The following is a 15,441-nucleotide window of genomic DNA, read 5'->3' as shown; positions in this document are numbered from 1 at the left end:
GCGGGCGCCTACGCCGCCGCCTCCAGCTCCTCCAGGAACGACAGCGCCACCGACCAGGTCCGCGCGGCCGCCTCCGCGTCCCAGTCCGGCAGCTCCGGGTCCGTGTAGAGGTGCCCGGCCCCCCGGTAGCGGTGGATCTCCACGTCCGCCCCGGCCCGGCCCATCTGGAGGTACCAGGCGGACAGCCAGTCGTCCGTCTCGAAGGGGTCGGGCTCGGCCACGTGCAGCTGTACGGGCAGCCCGTCCGCCGACGCGTTCGGCGCGAGGTCCGAGGTGCCGTGCAGCAGCAGGAGGCCGCGCGCCTTCTCGTCACCGAGGGCCAGGGTCTGCGCGACCGACGCGCCGAGCGAGAAGCCGGCGTAGACCAGACCGCGCTCCGAGTACGGGGCGGCGGCCAGGATCGCCCGCCTCAGCAGCTCGTCCTTGCCGATCTCGTCCCGCTTCGCCCTGCCCTCCTCCACCGAGTCGGTGGTCCAGCCGTCGAAGAGGTCCGGCGTCCACACCCGGTGCCCGGCGGCCCGCAGCCGGTCGGCCGCGGCCTCCACGGCCGGGCGCGGGCCGTACACCGAGTGGAAAAGCATGATGTCCATGCGCGCCATCCTGCCACTCGCCGCGGGCCCGCCCCGGAAGCCGGTCCCCGGGCCCGTCAGCGCATGCTGCGCACGTCCAGCTGGCGCAGCACCCGGTCCACCACCTCGGGGTCGGCGCCCGGCTCGCTGCGCGCCGCGAGGATCTCGTGCCGGGCGGCCGACAGCAGCTCCCGCTGGATGCGCTGCACCGCCCTGAACCGGTTGGCCCGCTCGGCGGTGGCCGCCCGCCGCTCGTCCTCCACCATGTCGGGACTGATCCGCGCCCCGATGTCGAAGGCGCCGCGGTGGAGCCGTTCCTGCACCTCCTCGGGCAGGTCCTCGACCTCCTCGATCTCCTTGAGCCTCCGCTTGGCCGCGTTCGCGGCCCGGACCGCGAGGTCGCGTTCCAGGGCCCGCTCGGTCTCGGTGTCCGCCTTCACCCCGAGCTTCCGGACCAGGGCGGGCAGGGTGAGCCCCTGGAGGACGAGGGTGGTGAGGATCACGCAGAAGGCGATGAAGACGATCTCCGCGCGGCCGGGGAAGGGCGAACCGTCGGCGGTGGTGAGCGGGACGGCGAGCGCGAGCGCCACCGAGGCCACTCCGCGCATCCCCGCCCACCACATGACGACGGTCTCCCGCCAGCTCACCGGGATCTCCTCGTCCACGTCCCGGAGCGTGTGCAGCCTCTTCGCCAGCCAGGTCGCGGGCAGCAGCCACAGGAGCCGGACGACGACGACCGTCCCGGCCACGGCGGCGCCCCAGCCGAGCATCTCCAGGACGTGCCCGTCCGCGTACCCGAAGACGTGGACGACCTCCAGGCCGATGAGGCCGAAGGCGATGCCGGTCACCAGGGTGTCCACGATCTCCCAGAAGGTCTGCCCGGCGAGCCGGCCCATGACGTCGTCGGCGTCGGCCGCGTGCTCGGCCAGGAAGAGCGCGGTGACCAGGACGGCGAGGACCCCGGAGCCGTGCAGCTCCTCGGCGAGGACGTAGCTCACGAAGGGAACGAGGAGGGTGAGGCCGGTCTGGAGGGTGGGGTCGCCCAGGACCCCGATGAGCTTGTTGGAGAGCCAGCCGAGTCCCAGACCGACGGCGACGGCGACGACGGCCGAGAGCACCAGCTGTCCGGCCGCCTCGTACCAGGAGAAGGAGCCGCTGACGACGGCGGCGATCGCCACGTGGTAGAGCACGATCGCGGTGACGTCGTTGAAGAGCCCCTCGCCCTCCAGGATCGACACCAGCCGGCGGGGAAGTCCGAGCGAGCCCGCGACGGCGGTCGCGGCGACCGGGTCCGGCGGCGCGACGAGGGCGCCGAGGGCGATGGCGGCGGCCAGCGGGATGCCGGGAACCAGCGCGTTCGCGACGGCGCCGACGGCGGCCGTGGTGACGAAGACCAGGGCGACCGCGAGCAGGAAGATCGGCCGTTTGTTGGCGGCGAACTGACGCCAGGAGGTCCGCTGCACGGCGGCGTACAGCAGGGGCGGCAGCACCAGCGGGAGGATGTACTCCGGCGGGATCTCGACGTTCGGCACGAACGGCAGGAAGGCCAGCACGATCCCGATGAGGGTCATCAGGACGGGTGCGGGCAGCCCGAGCCGCTCGCCGAGGGGCACGGTGAGCACGGCACCGAGGAGCAGCAGGAACAGCAGGGCCAATTGATCCACGGCTCTGAGCCTGCCACGTACGTCCGTTTTCACACCCGTTATCCCTGATCGGGATCGGGGACGGCGTGGCGGCGGCCCCCGGGCGCCCGGCGGGGCCCGCGCCTACAGGGCCTTGCGCATGGACCGGTGCGGAATGCCCGCGTCCGGGAACTCGGGGCCGTACGCCTCGTACCCCAGCCGCTCGTAGAAGCCGAGCGCGTGGGTCTGCGCGTGCAGGTCGACGGCGGTCAGGCCGCGCTCCCGCGCCACGTCCTCGATGCTCCGGACGAGGGCCGCGCCGACCCCGAGGCCGCGCGCCGCCCTGGCGACCGCGAGCCGGCCGAGCGAGCCCACCGAGGCGTCGCCGCCGGTCTTCCCGAGCGCGTCGGCGCCGTGCAGCAGGCGCCCGGTGCCCAGCGGCAGTCCGTCCCCGCGCACCGCGAGGACGTGCACGGCGGTCGCGTCGTACGTGTCGTACTCCAGCTCCCGGGGAACGCCCTGCTCCTCGACGAAGACCTCGCGGCGGACCGCGAAGCACGCCTCGCGGTCCTCGTCGTCCCGTGCCTCGCGGACGGTGACGGTGTACGCGGTGCTCACCGGCTCTCCGACGCGATCCGGTCCAGGGCCGTGCGGAGGTCGTCGGGGTACGTGCTGGCGAACTCGACCCACGACCCGTCGCCCGGGTGCTCGAAGCCGAGGCGGACGGCGTGCAGCCACTGCCGGGTCAGGCCGAGGCGCTTGGCGAGGGTCGGGTCGGCGCCGTAGGTGAGGTCGCCGACGCAGGGGTGGCGGTGGGCGGACATGTGCACCCGGATCTGGTGGGTGCGGCCCGTCTCCAGCTTGATGTCGAGCAGCGAGGCCGAGCGGTACGCCTCGATGAGGTCGTAGTGCGTGACGGAGGGCTTGCCGTCGGCGGTGACCGCCCACTTGTAGTCGTGGTTCGGGTGGCGGCCGATCGGGGCGTCGATGGTGCCGCTCATCGGGTCGGGGTGGCCCTGGACGAGCGCGTGGTAGCGCTTGTCGACCGTGCGCTCCTTGAACTGGCGCTTGAGCGAGGTGTACGCGTACTCCGACTTGGCGACCACCATCAGGCCGGAGGTGCCGACGTCGAGGCGGTGCACGATGCCCTGGCGCTCGGCGGCGCCGGACGTGGAGATGCGGTACCCGGCGGCGGCGAGGCCGCCGATGACGGTGGTGCCGGTCCAGCCGGGGCTGGGGTGGGCGGCGACGCCCACCGGCTTCATGATCACCACGATGTCGTCGTCGTCGTGGACGATCTCCATGCCCTCGACGGGCTCCGCGACGACCTGCACGGGCGCGGCCGCGCCCGGCATCTCGACCTCCAGCCACGCGCCGCCGCTGACCCGCTCGGACTTGCCGACGACGGAACCGTCGACCTGGACCTTCCCGGCGGCGGCCAGCTCGGCCGCCTTCGTACGGGAGAAGCCGAACATACGGGCGATGGCGGCGTCGACGCGCTCGCCCTCCAGGCCATCGGGAACGGGCAGGGTGCGGATCTCGGGACTCGTACTCACCCGTCGAGTATGCCTTGTGCGGGACGTGCTCCGTCCGGGGTCAGTCCTTGTGGACGGTGCCGTCCGGGTCCAGGCCCCGGAACGACAGGATCACGATGAGGATGCCGCCGCAGACGATCGCCGAGTCCGCGAGGTTGAAGACGGCGAAGCGCGCGGGGGCGATGAAGTCGACGACCGCGCCCTCGAAGACGCCCGGCGAGCGGAAGATCCGGTCCGTGAGGTTGCCGAGCGCGCCGCCGAGCAGCAGACCGAGCGCGATCGCCCACGGCAGGCTGTAGAGCTTCCGCGCGAGCCGGACGATCACGACGATCACGGCGACGGCGATGCAGGTGAAGATGATCGTGAACGCCTCGCCCATGCCGAAGGCGGCGCCCGGGTTGCGGATGGCGTCGAGGCGGAGCAGGTCGCCGATCACCGGGATCGGGGCGCGGCCCTCCAGCTTCTCGACCACGAGCAGCTTGCTGCCGAGGTCGAGCAGGTAGGCGAGGACGGCCACCACGAACAGGGCGACGATCCTGCGCCTGCCCCGGGGCCGCTCCTCCGGAACGGCGACCGCGCCGTCGTCCGGGTCCGGCGCCCCGTCGGAGGCGGCCCGCGCCCCGTCGGAGGCGGCCGGCTCGTCGGCCCCTGCTGAATCCGGCGTACCGATGATGCGCTCCGCCTCTGCCACGTGAGTGAGTCCCTCGACCTCGATGCCTGACCGTGCACCGAGGGTACGGCACGGGGGTACGGGACCGGCAGCCGAGACGGCGGGCCCGGCGGCCGGTCGTACCGCTCGCGCCGTCAGCCGCGCCGCTCCTGCCGCTGCTTGTCCTCGACGCAGAGGGTGGCCCGGGGGAACGCCTGCATCCGGGCCTTGCCGATCGGCCTGCCGCACGCCTCGCACAGGCCGTACGTGCCGGCGTCCAGGCGCTCCAGGGCGTGCTCGGTCTGCTCCAGCATCTCCCGGGCGTTGGCGGCGAGGGCCAGCTCGTGTTCGCGGGTGATGTTCTTGGTGCCGGTGTCGGCCTGGTCGTCCCCGGCGCCGTCGCCGGAGTCCCGCATGAGGCCGGTCAGCTCCTGCTGGGAGTGGGCCAGCTCGCCGCGCAGCCGCAGCGCCTCCGCCAGGAGCCCGTCACGCGCCTCGGCCACCTCGTCCGGCGTCCAGGGGTCCTCCCCGGGCCGGACCGCCAGCTCACCGCCGCGGGCCGGGGGCACCGCGGCCTTCCCGTCGGCGGTCGTGACGCCACCCGCGGTCTTCTTCACTGCCACCGTCCTGGCTCCTGTCTGCTTCTTCTCCGCGGACGCCTTCCCGGCGACCGCCTTCCTCGCCGCGGTCTTCTTCGCCGCGGTCTTCCCCGTCGTGCTCTTCTCCGCCGCGGTCCTTCCGGCGGGCGCGTCCGGGGCGGCGGCCTCCCCGGCGGGGGCCGCCGCCCCGGCCTTCTCCACGACGGCCTTCTTCGCGGCCGCCGTCTTCTCGGCGACCGTCTTCCGCACGGCCGCCGCCTTCTTCGCGACGGCCTTCTTGGCGGCCGTCTTCCGCGTGACCACGGACCGCTCCCCGGCCACCGGCTCCTCCGCGACCGGCGGCCGGCCGGCGACCGCGCTCCCGGTCCCGCCGGGCGCGCCCGTACCGCCCGTACCGCCCGTCGCGTCCGGACCGGCGGCCGGGGACTTCTTCGCGGTGGTCTTCTTCGCCACCATGTCGCGGCCCCTTCACATTTTGTGATCTTGCTCGCGCATCGTGCTGGGACGATAAATCGACCCGGGGCCCGCGGCAACGGGCCACGCCGCCGCGTCCGCCCCCGCCGGAGCGGTCCGCGCTCCGTCGTGCCCGGCTCCGGCCCGGTCGTCCGCCCGCCCCTCCCCCACACGGGCGCACTCCGGACCCGGCTCCCCTCGTATGGCCATTCGGGTCACGGCAAAACCGGTCCCCCGTCTTCTCCCGGGCCCCGTACACTGGGCCCAGCGAAAGGCTTGGATGGGGACGAGTAGCGTCGTACGCAGTCATGAGCGACCCGGGGACGGTGAGAGCCCGGGGGCGAGCCCGATGTGAAGCATCACCCCGGAGCCGCCGGAAGAAAGCCGCGCCGAGGCACGGTGACTAGACCCGGCGTCGCGACCCCAATGAGGGGGTTCCGGACGGTCACGCCCGGAACCAAGGAGGGTGGTACCGCGGGAGCAGCGCTCTCGTCCCTCCGACGGAAGCAGAACCGTCCGTCCGGAGGAGAGTCCGCCGCATGACACCGCCGCAGTACCGCCAGGTGCCCGCCCAGGTCGACCTGCCCGCCCTCGAACACGCCGTGCTCGACTTCTGGCAGGAGAACAAGGTCTTCGCGAAGACCCTGGAGCAGTCCGAGGGCCGCCCCGAGTGGGTCTTCTACGAGGGCCCGCCCACCGCCAACGGCATGCCGGGCGCCCACCACATCGAGGCCCGCGTCTTCAAGGACGTCTTCCCCCGCTTCCGGACCATGCGCGGCTACCACGTGGCCCGCAAGGCCGGCTGGGACTGCCACGGCCTCCCGGTCGAGCTGGCCGTCGAGAAGGAGCTGGGCTTCTCCGGCAAGAAGGACATCGAGGCGTACGGCATCGCCGAGTTCAACGACAAGTGCCGCGAGTCGGTGACCCGGCACACCGACGCCTTCGCCGAGCTGACGACCCGGATGGGCTACTGGGTCGACCTCGACGACGCCTACCGGACCATGGACCCCTCGTACATCGAGTCGGTCTGGTGGTCCCTGAAGCAGATCTTCGAGAAGGACCTCCTCGTCCAGGACCACCGGGTGGCCCCCTGGTGCCCCCGCTGCGGCACCGGCCTCTCCGACCACGAGCTGGCGCAGGGGTACGAGACGGTCGTGGACCCCTCGGTCTACGTCCGCTTCCCGCTGACCTCTGGCCCGCTGGCCGGCCGGGCGGCGCTCCTGGTCTGGACGACGACCCCGTGGACCCTGGTGTCCAACACGGCCGTCGCCGCCCACCCCGAGGTCACCTACGTGGTCGCCAGCGACGGCGACGAGCAGGTCGTCGTCGCCGAACCGCTGGTCGAGAAGGCCCTCGGCGAGGGCTGGGTCACCACCGGCGAGACCTTCACCGGCAAGGACATGGAGCGCTGGACGTACCGGCGCCCGTTCGAGCTGGTCGAGTTCCCGGAGCCCGCGCACTACGTCGTGAACGCCGAGTACGTGACGACCGAGGACGGCACCGGTCTGGTCCACCAGTCCCCCGCCTTCGGCGAGGACGACCTCAAGGTCTGCAAGGCGTACGGCCTGCCGGTCGTGAACCCGGTCCGCCCCGACGGCACCTTCGAGGAGGACGTGCCGCTGGTCGGCGGCGTCTTCTTCAAGAAGGCCGACGAGGCGCTGACCGCCGACCTGGACGCGCGCGGCCTGCTCTTCCGGCACATCCCGTACGAGCACAGCTACCCGCACTGCTGGCGCTGCCACACGGCGCTGCTCTACTACGCGCAGCCGTCCTGGTACATCCGTACGACCGCGGTCAAGGACCGCATGCTCGCGGAGAACGAGAGGACCAACTGGTTCCCGGAGTCGGTCAAGCACGGGCGCTTCGGCGACTGGCTGACCAACAACGTGGACTGGGCCCTCTCCCGCAACCGCTACTGGGGCACCCCGCTGCCGATCTGGCGCTGCGAGGAGGGGCACCTCACCTGCGTGGGCTCGCGCGCGGAGCTGACCGAACTGACCGGCACCGACCAGTCGGGCCTGGACCCGCACCGCCCGTACATCGACGCGGTGACGTTCGGCTGCCCGGCGGAGGGCTGCTCCCTGGAGGCCACGCGCGTCCCGGAGGTCATCGACGCCTGGTACGACTCGGGCTCCATGCCGTTCGCCCAGTACGGCTACCCGTACGAGAACAAGGAGCTGTTCGAGAGCCGCTACCCGGCGCAGTTCATCTCCGAGGCGATCGACCAGACCCGCGGCTGGTTCTACACCCTGATGGCCGTCGGCACGCTGGTGTTCGACAAGTCGTCGTACGAGAACGTGGTCTGCCTGGGCCACATCCTCGCCGAGGACGGCCGCAAGATGTCCAAGCACCTGGGGAACATCCTCCAGCCGGTCCCGCTGATGGACGAGCACGGCGCCGACGCCGTCCGCTGGTTCATGGCGGCCGGCGGCTCGCCGTGGGCGGCCCGCCGGGTGGGCCACGGCACGATCCAGGAGGTCGTCCGCAAGACCCTCCTGACGTACTGGAACACGGTCGCCTTCCAGGCCCTGTACGCCCGCACGTCCGGCTGGGCGCCGAGCGCGGCGGACCCGGCCCCGGCCGACCGCACGGTCCTCGACCGGTGGCTGCTCTCCGAGCTGAACACGCTGGTGGCCGAGACCACCGAGGCGATGGAGTCGTACGACACCCAGCGCACCGGCAAGCTCCTGTCGGCGTTCGTCGACGACCTCTCCAACTGGTACGTGCGCCGTTCCCGCCGCCGCTTCTGGCAGGGCGACAGGGCGGCCCTGCGGACCCTGCACGAGGTGGTCGAGACGGTCACGCGCCTGATGGCCCCGCTGACCCCGTTCATCACCGAGCGGGTCTGGCAGGACCTGGTGGTCCCGGTGACCCCGGACGCCCCGGAGTCGGTCCACCTGGCCACCTGGCCGGAGGCGGACGCCGCCCTGATCGACGGCGCCCTCTCCGAGCAGATGCTGCTCGTCCGGCGCCTGGTGGAGCTGGGGCGTGCGACGCGCGCGGAGTCGGGCGTGAAGACCCGTCAGCCGCTCTCCCGCGCCCTGGTGGCGGCCACGGGCTTCACGGCCCTCTCCCCGGAGCTGCGGGCCCAGATCACGGAGGAGCTGAACGTCTCCTCCCTGGCGTCCCTCTCGGAGGTCGGCGGCAGCCTGGTCGACACCACGGCCAAGGCCAACTTCCGTGCCCTGGGCAAGCGGTTCGGCAAGGGCGTCCAGGACGTGGCGAAGGCGGTGGCGGCGGCGGACGCGGCGGCCCTCTCCCTGGCGCTGCGCTCCGGCGAGGCGGTCCTGACGGTGAACGGCGAGGACATCGTCGTGACCCCCGAGGAGATCATCGTCACGGAGACCCCGCGCGAGGGCTGGTCGGTCGCCTCGGACGCGGGCGCGACGGTCGCCCTCGACCTGGAGATCACCCCGGAGCTGCGGCGGGCGGGCCTGGCCCGTGACGCGATCCGGCTGATCCAGGAGGCCCGCAAGAACAGCGGCCTGGACGTCGCCGACCGCATCGCCCTGCGCTGGACCTCCACTTCCCCGGAGACCACGGAGGCCCTGACGGCCCACGCGGCCCTCATCGCGGACGAGGTGCTGGCGACGGACCACGCGAACGGCGAGGCCGACGACACGTACGGCGCCCCGTTCACGGACGAGTCCCTGGCCCTGACCTTCCGCCTCCGCAAGGCGTAGGGTCCGGCGGACGGCCCGGCTCCCCCTCGACGGGGAGCCGGGCCGTTCCGTTTCCGCTCCCTTTCCGCCGCGCCGCCGGGACGGTCCGCCCGCGCCCGGCACCCGGTCCGCGCCGTCCCCGTGTCCGGACACGGCAGAGGGCCGGACCCCGGTCTCCCGGGATCCGGCCCTCTCAGCCTGCCGACGGCTACGCGCTCGACGCGCGAACGCCCGCCGTCAGTTGTCGTCCTCGTCGATCAGGAAGCCGCGCATCGGCGCCGGAGCCTGCTGCATCGGCTGCGGAGCCTGCGGCCGGACCGGAGCCATCGGCTGGGTCATCGCCGGGGACATCTGCTGCTGGCCGCCGCCGTAGGACGGGCCACCGCCCATGGACGGACCGCCGCCCATCCCGCCGCTGCCGTAGGACGGCGCGCCCGCGCCGGCCGAGGCCATCGACGGGGCCGGCGGCAGGGAGGCCGCGGCCGGGGTGCGCGGCGGAGCCAGCGAGTCGTCCGACTGGGTCTCCAGCTGACGCAGCTGCGACTCCAGGTACGACTTCAGACGCGTGCGGTACTCGCGCTCGAAGCCGCGCAGGTCCTCGACCTTGCGCTCGAGCGTGGCACGCGCGGACTCCAGGGAGCCCATCGCGACGCGGTGCTTCTCCTGGGCGTCCCGCTCCAGGGCGTCGGCCTTGGCGCGGGCGTCCCGCTCCAGGCCCTCGGCGCGCGAACGCGCCTCGCCGACGATCTTGTTGGCCTCGGAACGGGCCTCCGCGATCGCCTGGTCGGCGGTCTGCTGGGCCAGCGAGAGGACACGCGCGGCACTGTCGCCGCCGGGACCCTGCGCGGGCTGCTGCTGCATCTGCTGCTGCTGCGGGTGACCCATCGGACCGCCCTGCATCGAGCCGGGACCCATCGGACCGCCCTGCATGGGGCCGCCCTGCATCGGACCGGGGCCCATGGGCCCGCCCTGCATGGGACCACCCTGCATGGGGCCGCCCTGCATCGGACCGGCGGGAAGCTGAGGAGCACCGGAGGGCAGCTGCGGCGGACCCATCTGGGGCTGCTGCGGCTGGACCGGCGGTCCCGATATGGCGGCGGGTACCGGAGCCCCGGGACCGACGGGACGATCCTGCTGCTCCGGGGGCTTGCGCATGCCCTGCTGCTGGTTCTGCGCGGCGGCACGCGTCGCGGCGGCCAGCTTGGCGCGCAGGTCCTCGTTCTCGCGGAGCAGGCGGGTCAGCTCGGCCTCGACCTCGTCGAGGAAGGCATCGACCTCGTCCTCGTCATAGCCTTCTCGCAGGCGGACGGTCGTGAACTGCTTGTTCCGCACGTCCTCGGGAGTCAGCGGCATCTCTTCTTCACCTCTACGTAGTCGTCGGCAGTCGGCAAGACCGTATCGTCCACACTCACCTCGCGAAGCTGCTCACCACGGAGATCAGGATGTAGACGATGATCATCAGAACGAAGAAGGACAGGTCGAGTGCCACGCCCCCGAGACGCAACGGCGGGATCATCCGCCGCAGGAGCTTGAGCGGTGGATCGGTGACAGTGTAGGTGGCCTCCAGAACGACCACCATCGCCTTGCCGGGTTGCCATGAACGGGCGAACTGGAAGACGTAGTCCATGACAAGCCGGACGATCAGGAGGACGAGGAAGCACATCAGCACGATGTAGACCACCTGTAGTGCGACGCCCATCCCGCGTTTCCCTCTCCCCTGGCTTCTGTGCTCTCGCTCGTCCGGCCGCTTCGCGGCCGGCCCGTCCGGTTCTCGTGTTCTCAGCTCTGGTTGAAGAATCCGCCCTCTGCGATCCGGGCCTTGTCCTCCGCCGTGACATCGACGTTAGCAGGCGACAACAGGAACACCTTCTGCGTCACGCGCTCAATGCTGCCATGGAGCCCGAAGACGAGTCCGGCGGCAAAGTCGACAAGTCGCTTCGCGTCCGTGTCGTCCATCTCCGTGAGATTCATGATCACCGGGGTGCCCTCACGGAAGTGTTCCCCGATGGTACGGGCCTCGTTGTAGGTCCGGGGGTGCAATGTGGTGATGCGGTAGGGCTCCCGCTCGGACACGACCTTGGGCATGATCACCGGTGCGTTCTTCTCCAGGTTCGGACGTTCGGGTGTGATGGATGCCACGGGGGCAATTCGGGCCGGACGTCCGCTTTCGGCGAGTACCGGGACGGAATGGGCGACGGGTTCCCGGGGGGCGGGGGGCTTCACCGCGCGCACCGGTTCCTCGTGCTCCACCTGGCGCGGGGGCGCGTGGCGCCGGTCGCGCTCGGGCTCCGGCTCCAGCTCGGGCTCGAAGTCGTCGTCGGGGTCGAAGCCCCGGCCGTCGTACCCATCGTCCTCCACGAGGCCGAGGTAGACCGCCATCTTGCGCATCGCGCCGGCCATTCTCCGATTCCTCCGCTCTGTGGTGGATCGGCCTCGTCACCAAGTGCCGGCGATCCACGGGTCGTCCCGCCGTTCTACGGAATGACCATATTTTCTGCTGTGGTCCGACTTGCTTCGCGACGTTACCCGAGCTTCGGGCGGACACCGAGTACCGCAGTACCGACGCGTACGTGTGTCGCCCCGGCCGCGACGGCCTCTTCCAGGTCTCCGCTCATGCCCGCCGACACCATGTTCGCAGCCGGACGGGTCGCGCGCAGGGCAGTCGACACATCCATCAGCCGTTCGAAGGCGGCGCGTTGCCGGCCCGCGTACGGCCCGGCGAGCGGGGCGACGGTCATCAGGCCGTCGAGCCGCAGGCCGGGGGCGGCGTCCACGGCCGCCGCCAACTCCTCGACGCCGTCCGGCGCGACGCCGCCCCGGTCGCCCCGCTCGCCGGACCCGGCGTCGAGCGCGACCTGGATCAGGCAGCCGAGCGCGCGCCCCCGCTTCTCCGCCGCGGCGGAGAGGGCGGAAACGAGCTTCGGACGATCGACGGACTGCACCATGTCGGCATAACCGAGCACGGACTTGACCTTGTTCGTCTGCAACTGGCCCACGAAGTGCCAGTTCAGGTCGAGATCGGCGCAGGCGGCCGCCTTGGGGGCGGCGTCCTGGTCCCGGTTCTCGGCCACGTGCCGGACGCCCAGGCCGTGGAGGATTCTCACGTCGCTCGCGGGGTAGGTCTTGGTCACCACGATCAGGGTGACCTCCTCCCGCGCGCGTCCCGCGGCGGCGCAGGCCGCGACGATGCGCGCCTCCACCCGGGCCAGGTTCTCGGCGAGTTCCGCCGTGCGGTCCGTCATCAGCTCTTTCCTGCCGGGAATCCGGGGGCCGTGCCCGGGGAGGACCCGGCGTCCCACCAGACATATCCCGCGAGTCGCCCCGTGGTGCGGTCGCGGCGGTACGAGTAGTGGTCGCGGGACTCCAGGGTGCAGACCCCGGCGTCCTCGACGTCGCGGACCCCGAGCCGGGCGAGCTGCGCGCGCACCCCGGCGGCGACGTCGACGGCGGGGGTCCCCCAGGAGGTCTCCGCCGCGGCGGCCGGCTCGACGCCCGCGACCTCGTCGCGCATCGCCTCCGGCACCTCGTAGCACCGTCCGCAGACGGACGGGCCGGTGAGGGCGACGACGCGGGCGGGATCGGCGCCGAGACCGGTCATGGCCCGCACGGCGGCGGGGACGACCCCCGCGACCATCCCGGGCCTTCCGGCGTGGACCGCGGACACCACCCCGGCCACCGGGTCGGCGAGCAGGACCGGGACGCAGTCCGCGGTGAGGACGGCGAGGGCGAGTCCGGGCCGGGCGGTGACCAGCGCGTCCACGGAAGGGATCTCGCCGTCCCCCCAGGGGCCGGTGACCTCCACGACGTCCGCGCCGTGCACCTGGTTCATCCAGACCACCCGGGCCGGGTCGAGCCCGAGGGCCCCGGCGGCGAGCGTCCGGTTGGCGCGTACGGCCCCGGGGTCGTCGCCCACCGCGCCGCCGAGGTTGAACTCCTCGTACGGAACGGCGCTCACCCCGCCCCACCGGTCGGTGAAGGCGAAGTGCGCGCCGTTCGCGTCGAAGCGACGTCCTATCACTTCAGGAAGTCCGGGACGTCCAGTTCCTCGGCCTGGCTGTCCGCGTACGGACGGGCCGGCGGCACCACCGGCGGGACGGACGACAGCGGGGTCTCGTTGACCGGCGGGGGGGTCGGCTCCGCCGGGGCGGGGGCCGGGTCCTCGCGCGGGGCCACCGTGCCGAGGCCGCCCAGGGGGCGGGAGGTCTCGGTGGCGCGGGGCGCCGGGGCGGGCTCCTCGCGCTTGGCGGAGACCGAGCCGATGATGTTGTCCCGGCGGGCCGGCGGCTGGCCGCCGTCGAAGCCGGCCGCGATGACGGTGACCCGGACCTCGTCACCGAGAGCGTCGTCGATGACGGCGCCGAAGATGATGTTGGCCTCGGGGTGGGCCGCCTCGCTGACCAGCTGCGCGGCCTCGTTGATCTCGAAGAGGCCGAGGTCGCTGCCGCCGGAGATGGAGAGCAGCACGCCGCGGGCGCCGTCGATGGACGCCTCCAGGAGCGGCGAGGAGATCGCCATCTCCGCGGCGGCCACCGCGCGGTCGTCGCCGCGGGCGGAGCCGATGCCCATCAGGGCGGAACCGGCCTCGGACATGACCGACTTGACGTCGGCGAAGTCGAGGTTGATCAGACCCGGGGTGGTGATGAGGTCGGTGATGCCCTGGACACCGCTCAGGAGGACCTGGTCGGCCGACTTGAAGGCGTCGAGCACGGAGACCTGGCGGTCCGAGATCGAGAGCAGCCGGTCGTTGGGGATGACGATGAGGGTGTCGACCTCTTCGCGGAGTTCGGCGATGCCGTCCTCCGCCTGGTTGGCGCGCCGGCGTCCCTCGAAGGTGAACGGCCGGGTGACCACGCCGATCGTGAGGGCGCCGAGCGAACGTGCGATGTTGGCGACGACGGGGGCGCCACCGGTACCGGTGCCACCGCCTTCGCCGGCGGTGACGAAGACCATGTCGGCCCCCTTGAGGACCTCCTCGATCTCCTCACGGTGGTCCTCTGCCGCCTTGCGACCGACGGCCGGGTTCGCCCCGGCCCCGAGGCCACGGGTGAGTTCACGGCCGACGTCGAGCTTGACGTCGGCGTCGCTCATCAACAGCGCTTGCGCGTCGGTGTTGATCGCGATGAACTCGACGCCCTTGAGACCGACCTCGATCATTCGGTTGATGGCATTGACACCACCGCCGCCGACACCGATGACCTTGATGACTGCGAGGTAGTTCTGCGGTGCTGCCACGTCGAAGGCCTCTCGCCTCGAGTTACGTGTCGCCACCGCGCGGTTGGCCGCGCTGCGACGACGGATGCCGATTGGGACGGTCCGAAACGCCGACCCAAACCCTAACGTTGAAGTTTAGGGTTACCAGTGTCTCTGTTCGCTGGACTCTTCCGGACAGGACACTAAGTCGACAAGTGGCGCACGTTCAACGAACACGCCGAACCTCCCGTTTTTCTTTTCACCCTATGTGATCACCCGTAGCGCTGGCCAACCAGGGTGCTGGCCAGTGGTGACGCACGTCAACTCCCCGACACGGCGGGCGCCGTGGGAGCACTTACGTCGAAGCGCCCCGCTTTGGGAGCCGCTTTCAGGAGAGCGGCGAGCACCCGGGCCTTGACCGGGCCGTGCTCGCCGCTTCCCCAGAAGACGGTACGGCCCCCGGAGAGTTCCAGAGTGACGGAATCGTACGAGGTGACGCGCACGACACGGGTGTCCCCGGCGATTTCCTCCGGGAGTTCACCCCGGACGCGGACCGCCTCCCGGAGCAGCCGGTCCGCGCCGAAGCGGCGGAGGCTCGGGGAGGCGGAGGCGTCGAGGACGAGCCGGGGGACGCCCCGGGGAGCGGTCGCGACGGTGGCGAACCGCAGGCCGGACGAGTCCACTTCGGTGAACTTTCCCCCCTTTTCAATGAGGAGGACCGGCTGCCGTTCCGTCACTTTCAGCACGATTCCGTGCGGCCAGTCCCGTTCGACCTCGACCGCCCCGATCCGCGGCAGTCCCCGCCGGATCCGGGCCTCGATCGCGTCGGTGTCGACGGAGACGAGCGGGGCGCCCGCCGGGACGGCGGCGACCGCCTCGACCCGGGCCGGGGTCAGGACCCGCGTACCCGAGGTCTCCACACGCTCCACACGGAACCAGGACGACCCGTAGAGCGCCCAGAGCGTGCCGGTGGCGACCGCCACGAGGCCGGCGGCGGCGAGGACCACCCGGGGCCGGAGCGCCCGGAACCGCCGGTTCCGGGCTTCCGGCCGCGCGGGCCCGTCCGGCGCCCCCTTCGACCCGTTCGCGCCGCGCTTCCCGGCGGTCGTCGGTGCGGTTGCCACCTGGCGCCTCCTGCCTTCCGTCCCTGGGGAACGCGCCG

At 72.1% G+C, this 15,441-nt stretch carries 14 protein-coding genes; 1 reads left to right on the top strand and 13 read right to left on the bottom strand.

Annotated elements, in window-relative coordinates; translation table 11 throughout:
- Window positions 1-8: 8 nt before the first annotated feature.
- From ACFYZY_RS09565 to ACFYZY_RS09540, 6 genes are all read right to left on the bottom strand, one after another.
- On the bottom strand, window positions 9-590 hold the full coding sequence (locus tag ACFYZY_RS09565; protein ID WP_388691462.1) for a dienelactone hydrolase family protein: 582 nt from the start codon (window positions 588-590) through the stop codon (window positions 9-11).
- A 56-nt stretch (window positions 591-646) separates the two neighbouring features.
- Entirely contained in the window at window positions 647-2,233 is a 1,587-nt protein-coding gene (locus ACFYZY_RS09560; protein ID WP_388691459.1) for a Na+/H+ antiporter, read from the bottom strand.
- A 102-nt stretch (window positions 2,234-2,335) separates the two neighbouring features.
- Window positions 2,336-2,809, bottom strand: a complete 474-nt coding sequence (locus ACFYZY_RS09555) for a GNAT family N-acetyltransferase (protein ID WP_388691455.1) — start codon at window positions 2,807-2,809, stop codon at window positions 2,336-2,338.
- Window positions 2,806-3,747, bottom strand: a complete 942-nt coding sequence (locus ACFYZY_RS09550; protein WP_388691452.1) for an RluA family pseudouridine synthase — start codon at window positions 3,745-3,747, stop codon at window positions 2,806-2,808. Before ACFYZY_RS09550 ends, ACFYZY_RS09555 begins: the two co-directional genes overlap by 4 nt.
- A gap of 40 nt (window positions 3,748-3,787) precedes the next feature.
- Window positions 3,788-4,417, bottom strand: coding sequence for a signal peptidase II (lspA, locus tag ACFYZY_RS09545; RefSeq protein ID WP_388691449.1), 630 nt, complete (start codon window positions 4,415-4,417; stop codon window positions 3,788-3,790).
- Window positions 4,418-4,530: 113 nt separating this feature from the next.
- Window positions 4,531-5,430 (bottom strand): TraR/DksA family transcriptional regulator, encoded by a 900-nt coding sequence (locus tag ACFYZY_RS09540; RefSeq protein WP_388691446.1) that lies wholly within the window; start codon window positions 5,428-5,430, stop codon window positions 4,531-4,533.
- 536 nt (window positions 5,431-5,966) lie between these two features.
- Between ACFYZY_RS09540 and ileS the strand changes: the two genes are divergently transcribed.
- On the top strand, window positions 5,967-9,110 hold the full coding sequence (ileS, locus tag ACFYZY_RS09535; protein ID WP_388691443.1) for an isoleucine--tRNA ligase: 3,144 nt from the start codon (window positions 5,967-5,969) through the stop codon (window positions 9,108-9,110).
- Between the two features lie 216 nt (window positions 9,111-9,326).
- On the opposite strand, the gene ACFYZY_RS09530 is transcribed toward ileS, so the two are convergent.
- The 7 genes from ACFYZY_RS09530 to ACFYZY_RS09500 all read right to left on the bottom strand — a co-directional run bounded on the left by ACFYZY_RS09530 (window position 9,327) and on the right by ACFYZY_RS09500 (window position 15,403).
- The gene (locus ACFYZY_RS09530; RefSeq protein WP_388691440.1) at window positions 9,327-10,442 is read right to left on the bottom strand and encodes a DivIVA domain-containing protein; all 1,116 of its coding nucleotides are present in this window, start codon (window positions 10,440-10,442) and stop codon (window positions 9,327-9,329) included.
- 55 nt (window positions 10,443-10,497) lie between these two features.
- Window positions 10,498-10,788, bottom strand: coding sequence for a YggT family protein (locus tag ACFYZY_RS09525; RefSeq protein ID WP_388691438.1), 291 nt, complete (start codon window positions 10,786-10,788; stop codon window positions 10,498-10,500).
- A gap of 80 nt (window positions 10,789-10,868) precedes the next feature.
- Window positions 10,869-11,489, bottom strand: a complete 621-nt coding sequence (locus ACFYZY_RS09520) for a cell division protein SepF (RefSeq protein WP_388691435.1) — start codon at window positions 11,487-11,489, stop codon at window positions 10,869-10,871.
- A 122-nt stretch (window positions 11,490-11,611) separates the two neighbouring features.
- Window positions 11,612-12,331 (bottom strand): YggS family pyridoxal phosphate-dependent enzyme, encoded by a 720-nt coding sequence (locus ACFYZY_RS09515; RefSeq protein WP_388691433.1) that lies wholly within the window; start codon window positions 12,329-12,331, stop codon window positions 11,612-11,614.
- On the bottom strand, window positions 12,331-13,107 hold the full coding sequence (gene pgeF, locus ACFYZY_RS09510) for a peptidoglycan editing factor PgeF (protein ID WP_388691430.1): 777 nt from the start codon (window positions 13,105-13,107) through the stop codon (window positions 12,331-12,333). Before pgeF ends, ACFYZY_RS09515 begins: the two co-directional genes overlap by 1 nt.
- Complete coding sequence (gene ftsZ / locus ACFYZY_RS09505; RefSeq protein WP_388691427.1) at window positions 13,104-14,321, bottom strand: cell division protein FtsZ; 1,218 nt, start codon at window positions 14,319-14,321, stop codon at window positions 13,104-13,106. The genes pgeF and ftsZ overlap by 4 nt, the downstream gene beginning before the upstream one ends.
- 278 nt (window positions 14,322-14,599) lie before the next feature.
- On the bottom strand, window positions 14,600-15,403 hold the full coding sequence (locus tag ACFYZY_RS09500) for a cell division protein FtsQ/DivIB (RefSeq protein ID WP_388691425.1): 804 nt from the start codon (window positions 15,401-15,403) through the stop codon (window positions 14,600-14,602).
- Window positions 15,404-15,441 lie beyond the last annotated feature (38 nt).

It is taken from the genome of Streptomyces sp. NPDC001744, assembly GCF_042892575.1.
Lineage (GTDB): Bacteria > Actinomycetota > Actinomycetes > Streptomycetales > Streptomycetaceae > Streptomyces.
The sequence above is the reverse complement of the archived record's forward strand: the minus strand, read 5'-3'. Positions and strand labels throughout refer to the sequence as shown.

Coding starts and splice junctions, on each gene's coding strand:
- ACFYZY_RS09540 (WP_388691446.1), bottom strand. CDS start 5,430: ATGGTGGCGAAGAAGACCACCGCGAAGAAGTCCCCGGCCGCCGGTCCG.
- ACFYZY_RS09525 (WP_388691438.1), bottom strand. CDS start 10,788: ATGGGCGTCGCACTACAGGTGGTCTACATCGTGCTGATGTGCTTCCTC.
- ACFYZY_RS09520 (WP_388691435.1), bottom strand. CDS start 11,489: ATGGCCGGCGCGATGCGCAAGATGGCGGTCTACCTCGGCCTCGTGGAG.
- ACFYZY_RS09530 (WP_388691440.1), bottom strand. CDS start 10,442: ATGCCGCTGACTCCCGAGGACGTGCGGAACAAGCAGTTCACGACCGTC.
- ileS (WP_388691443.1), top strand. CDS start 5,967: ATGACACCGCCGCAGTACCGCCAGGTGCCCGCCCAGGTCGACCTGCCC.
- ACFYZY_RS09515 (WP_388691433.1), bottom strand. CDS start 12,331: ATGACGGACCGCACGGCGGAACTCGCCGAGAACCTGGCCCGGGTGGAG.
- ACFYZY_RS09565 (WP_388691462.1), bottom strand. CDS start 590: ATGGACATCATGCTTTTCCACTCGGTGTACGGCCCGCGCCCGGCCGTG.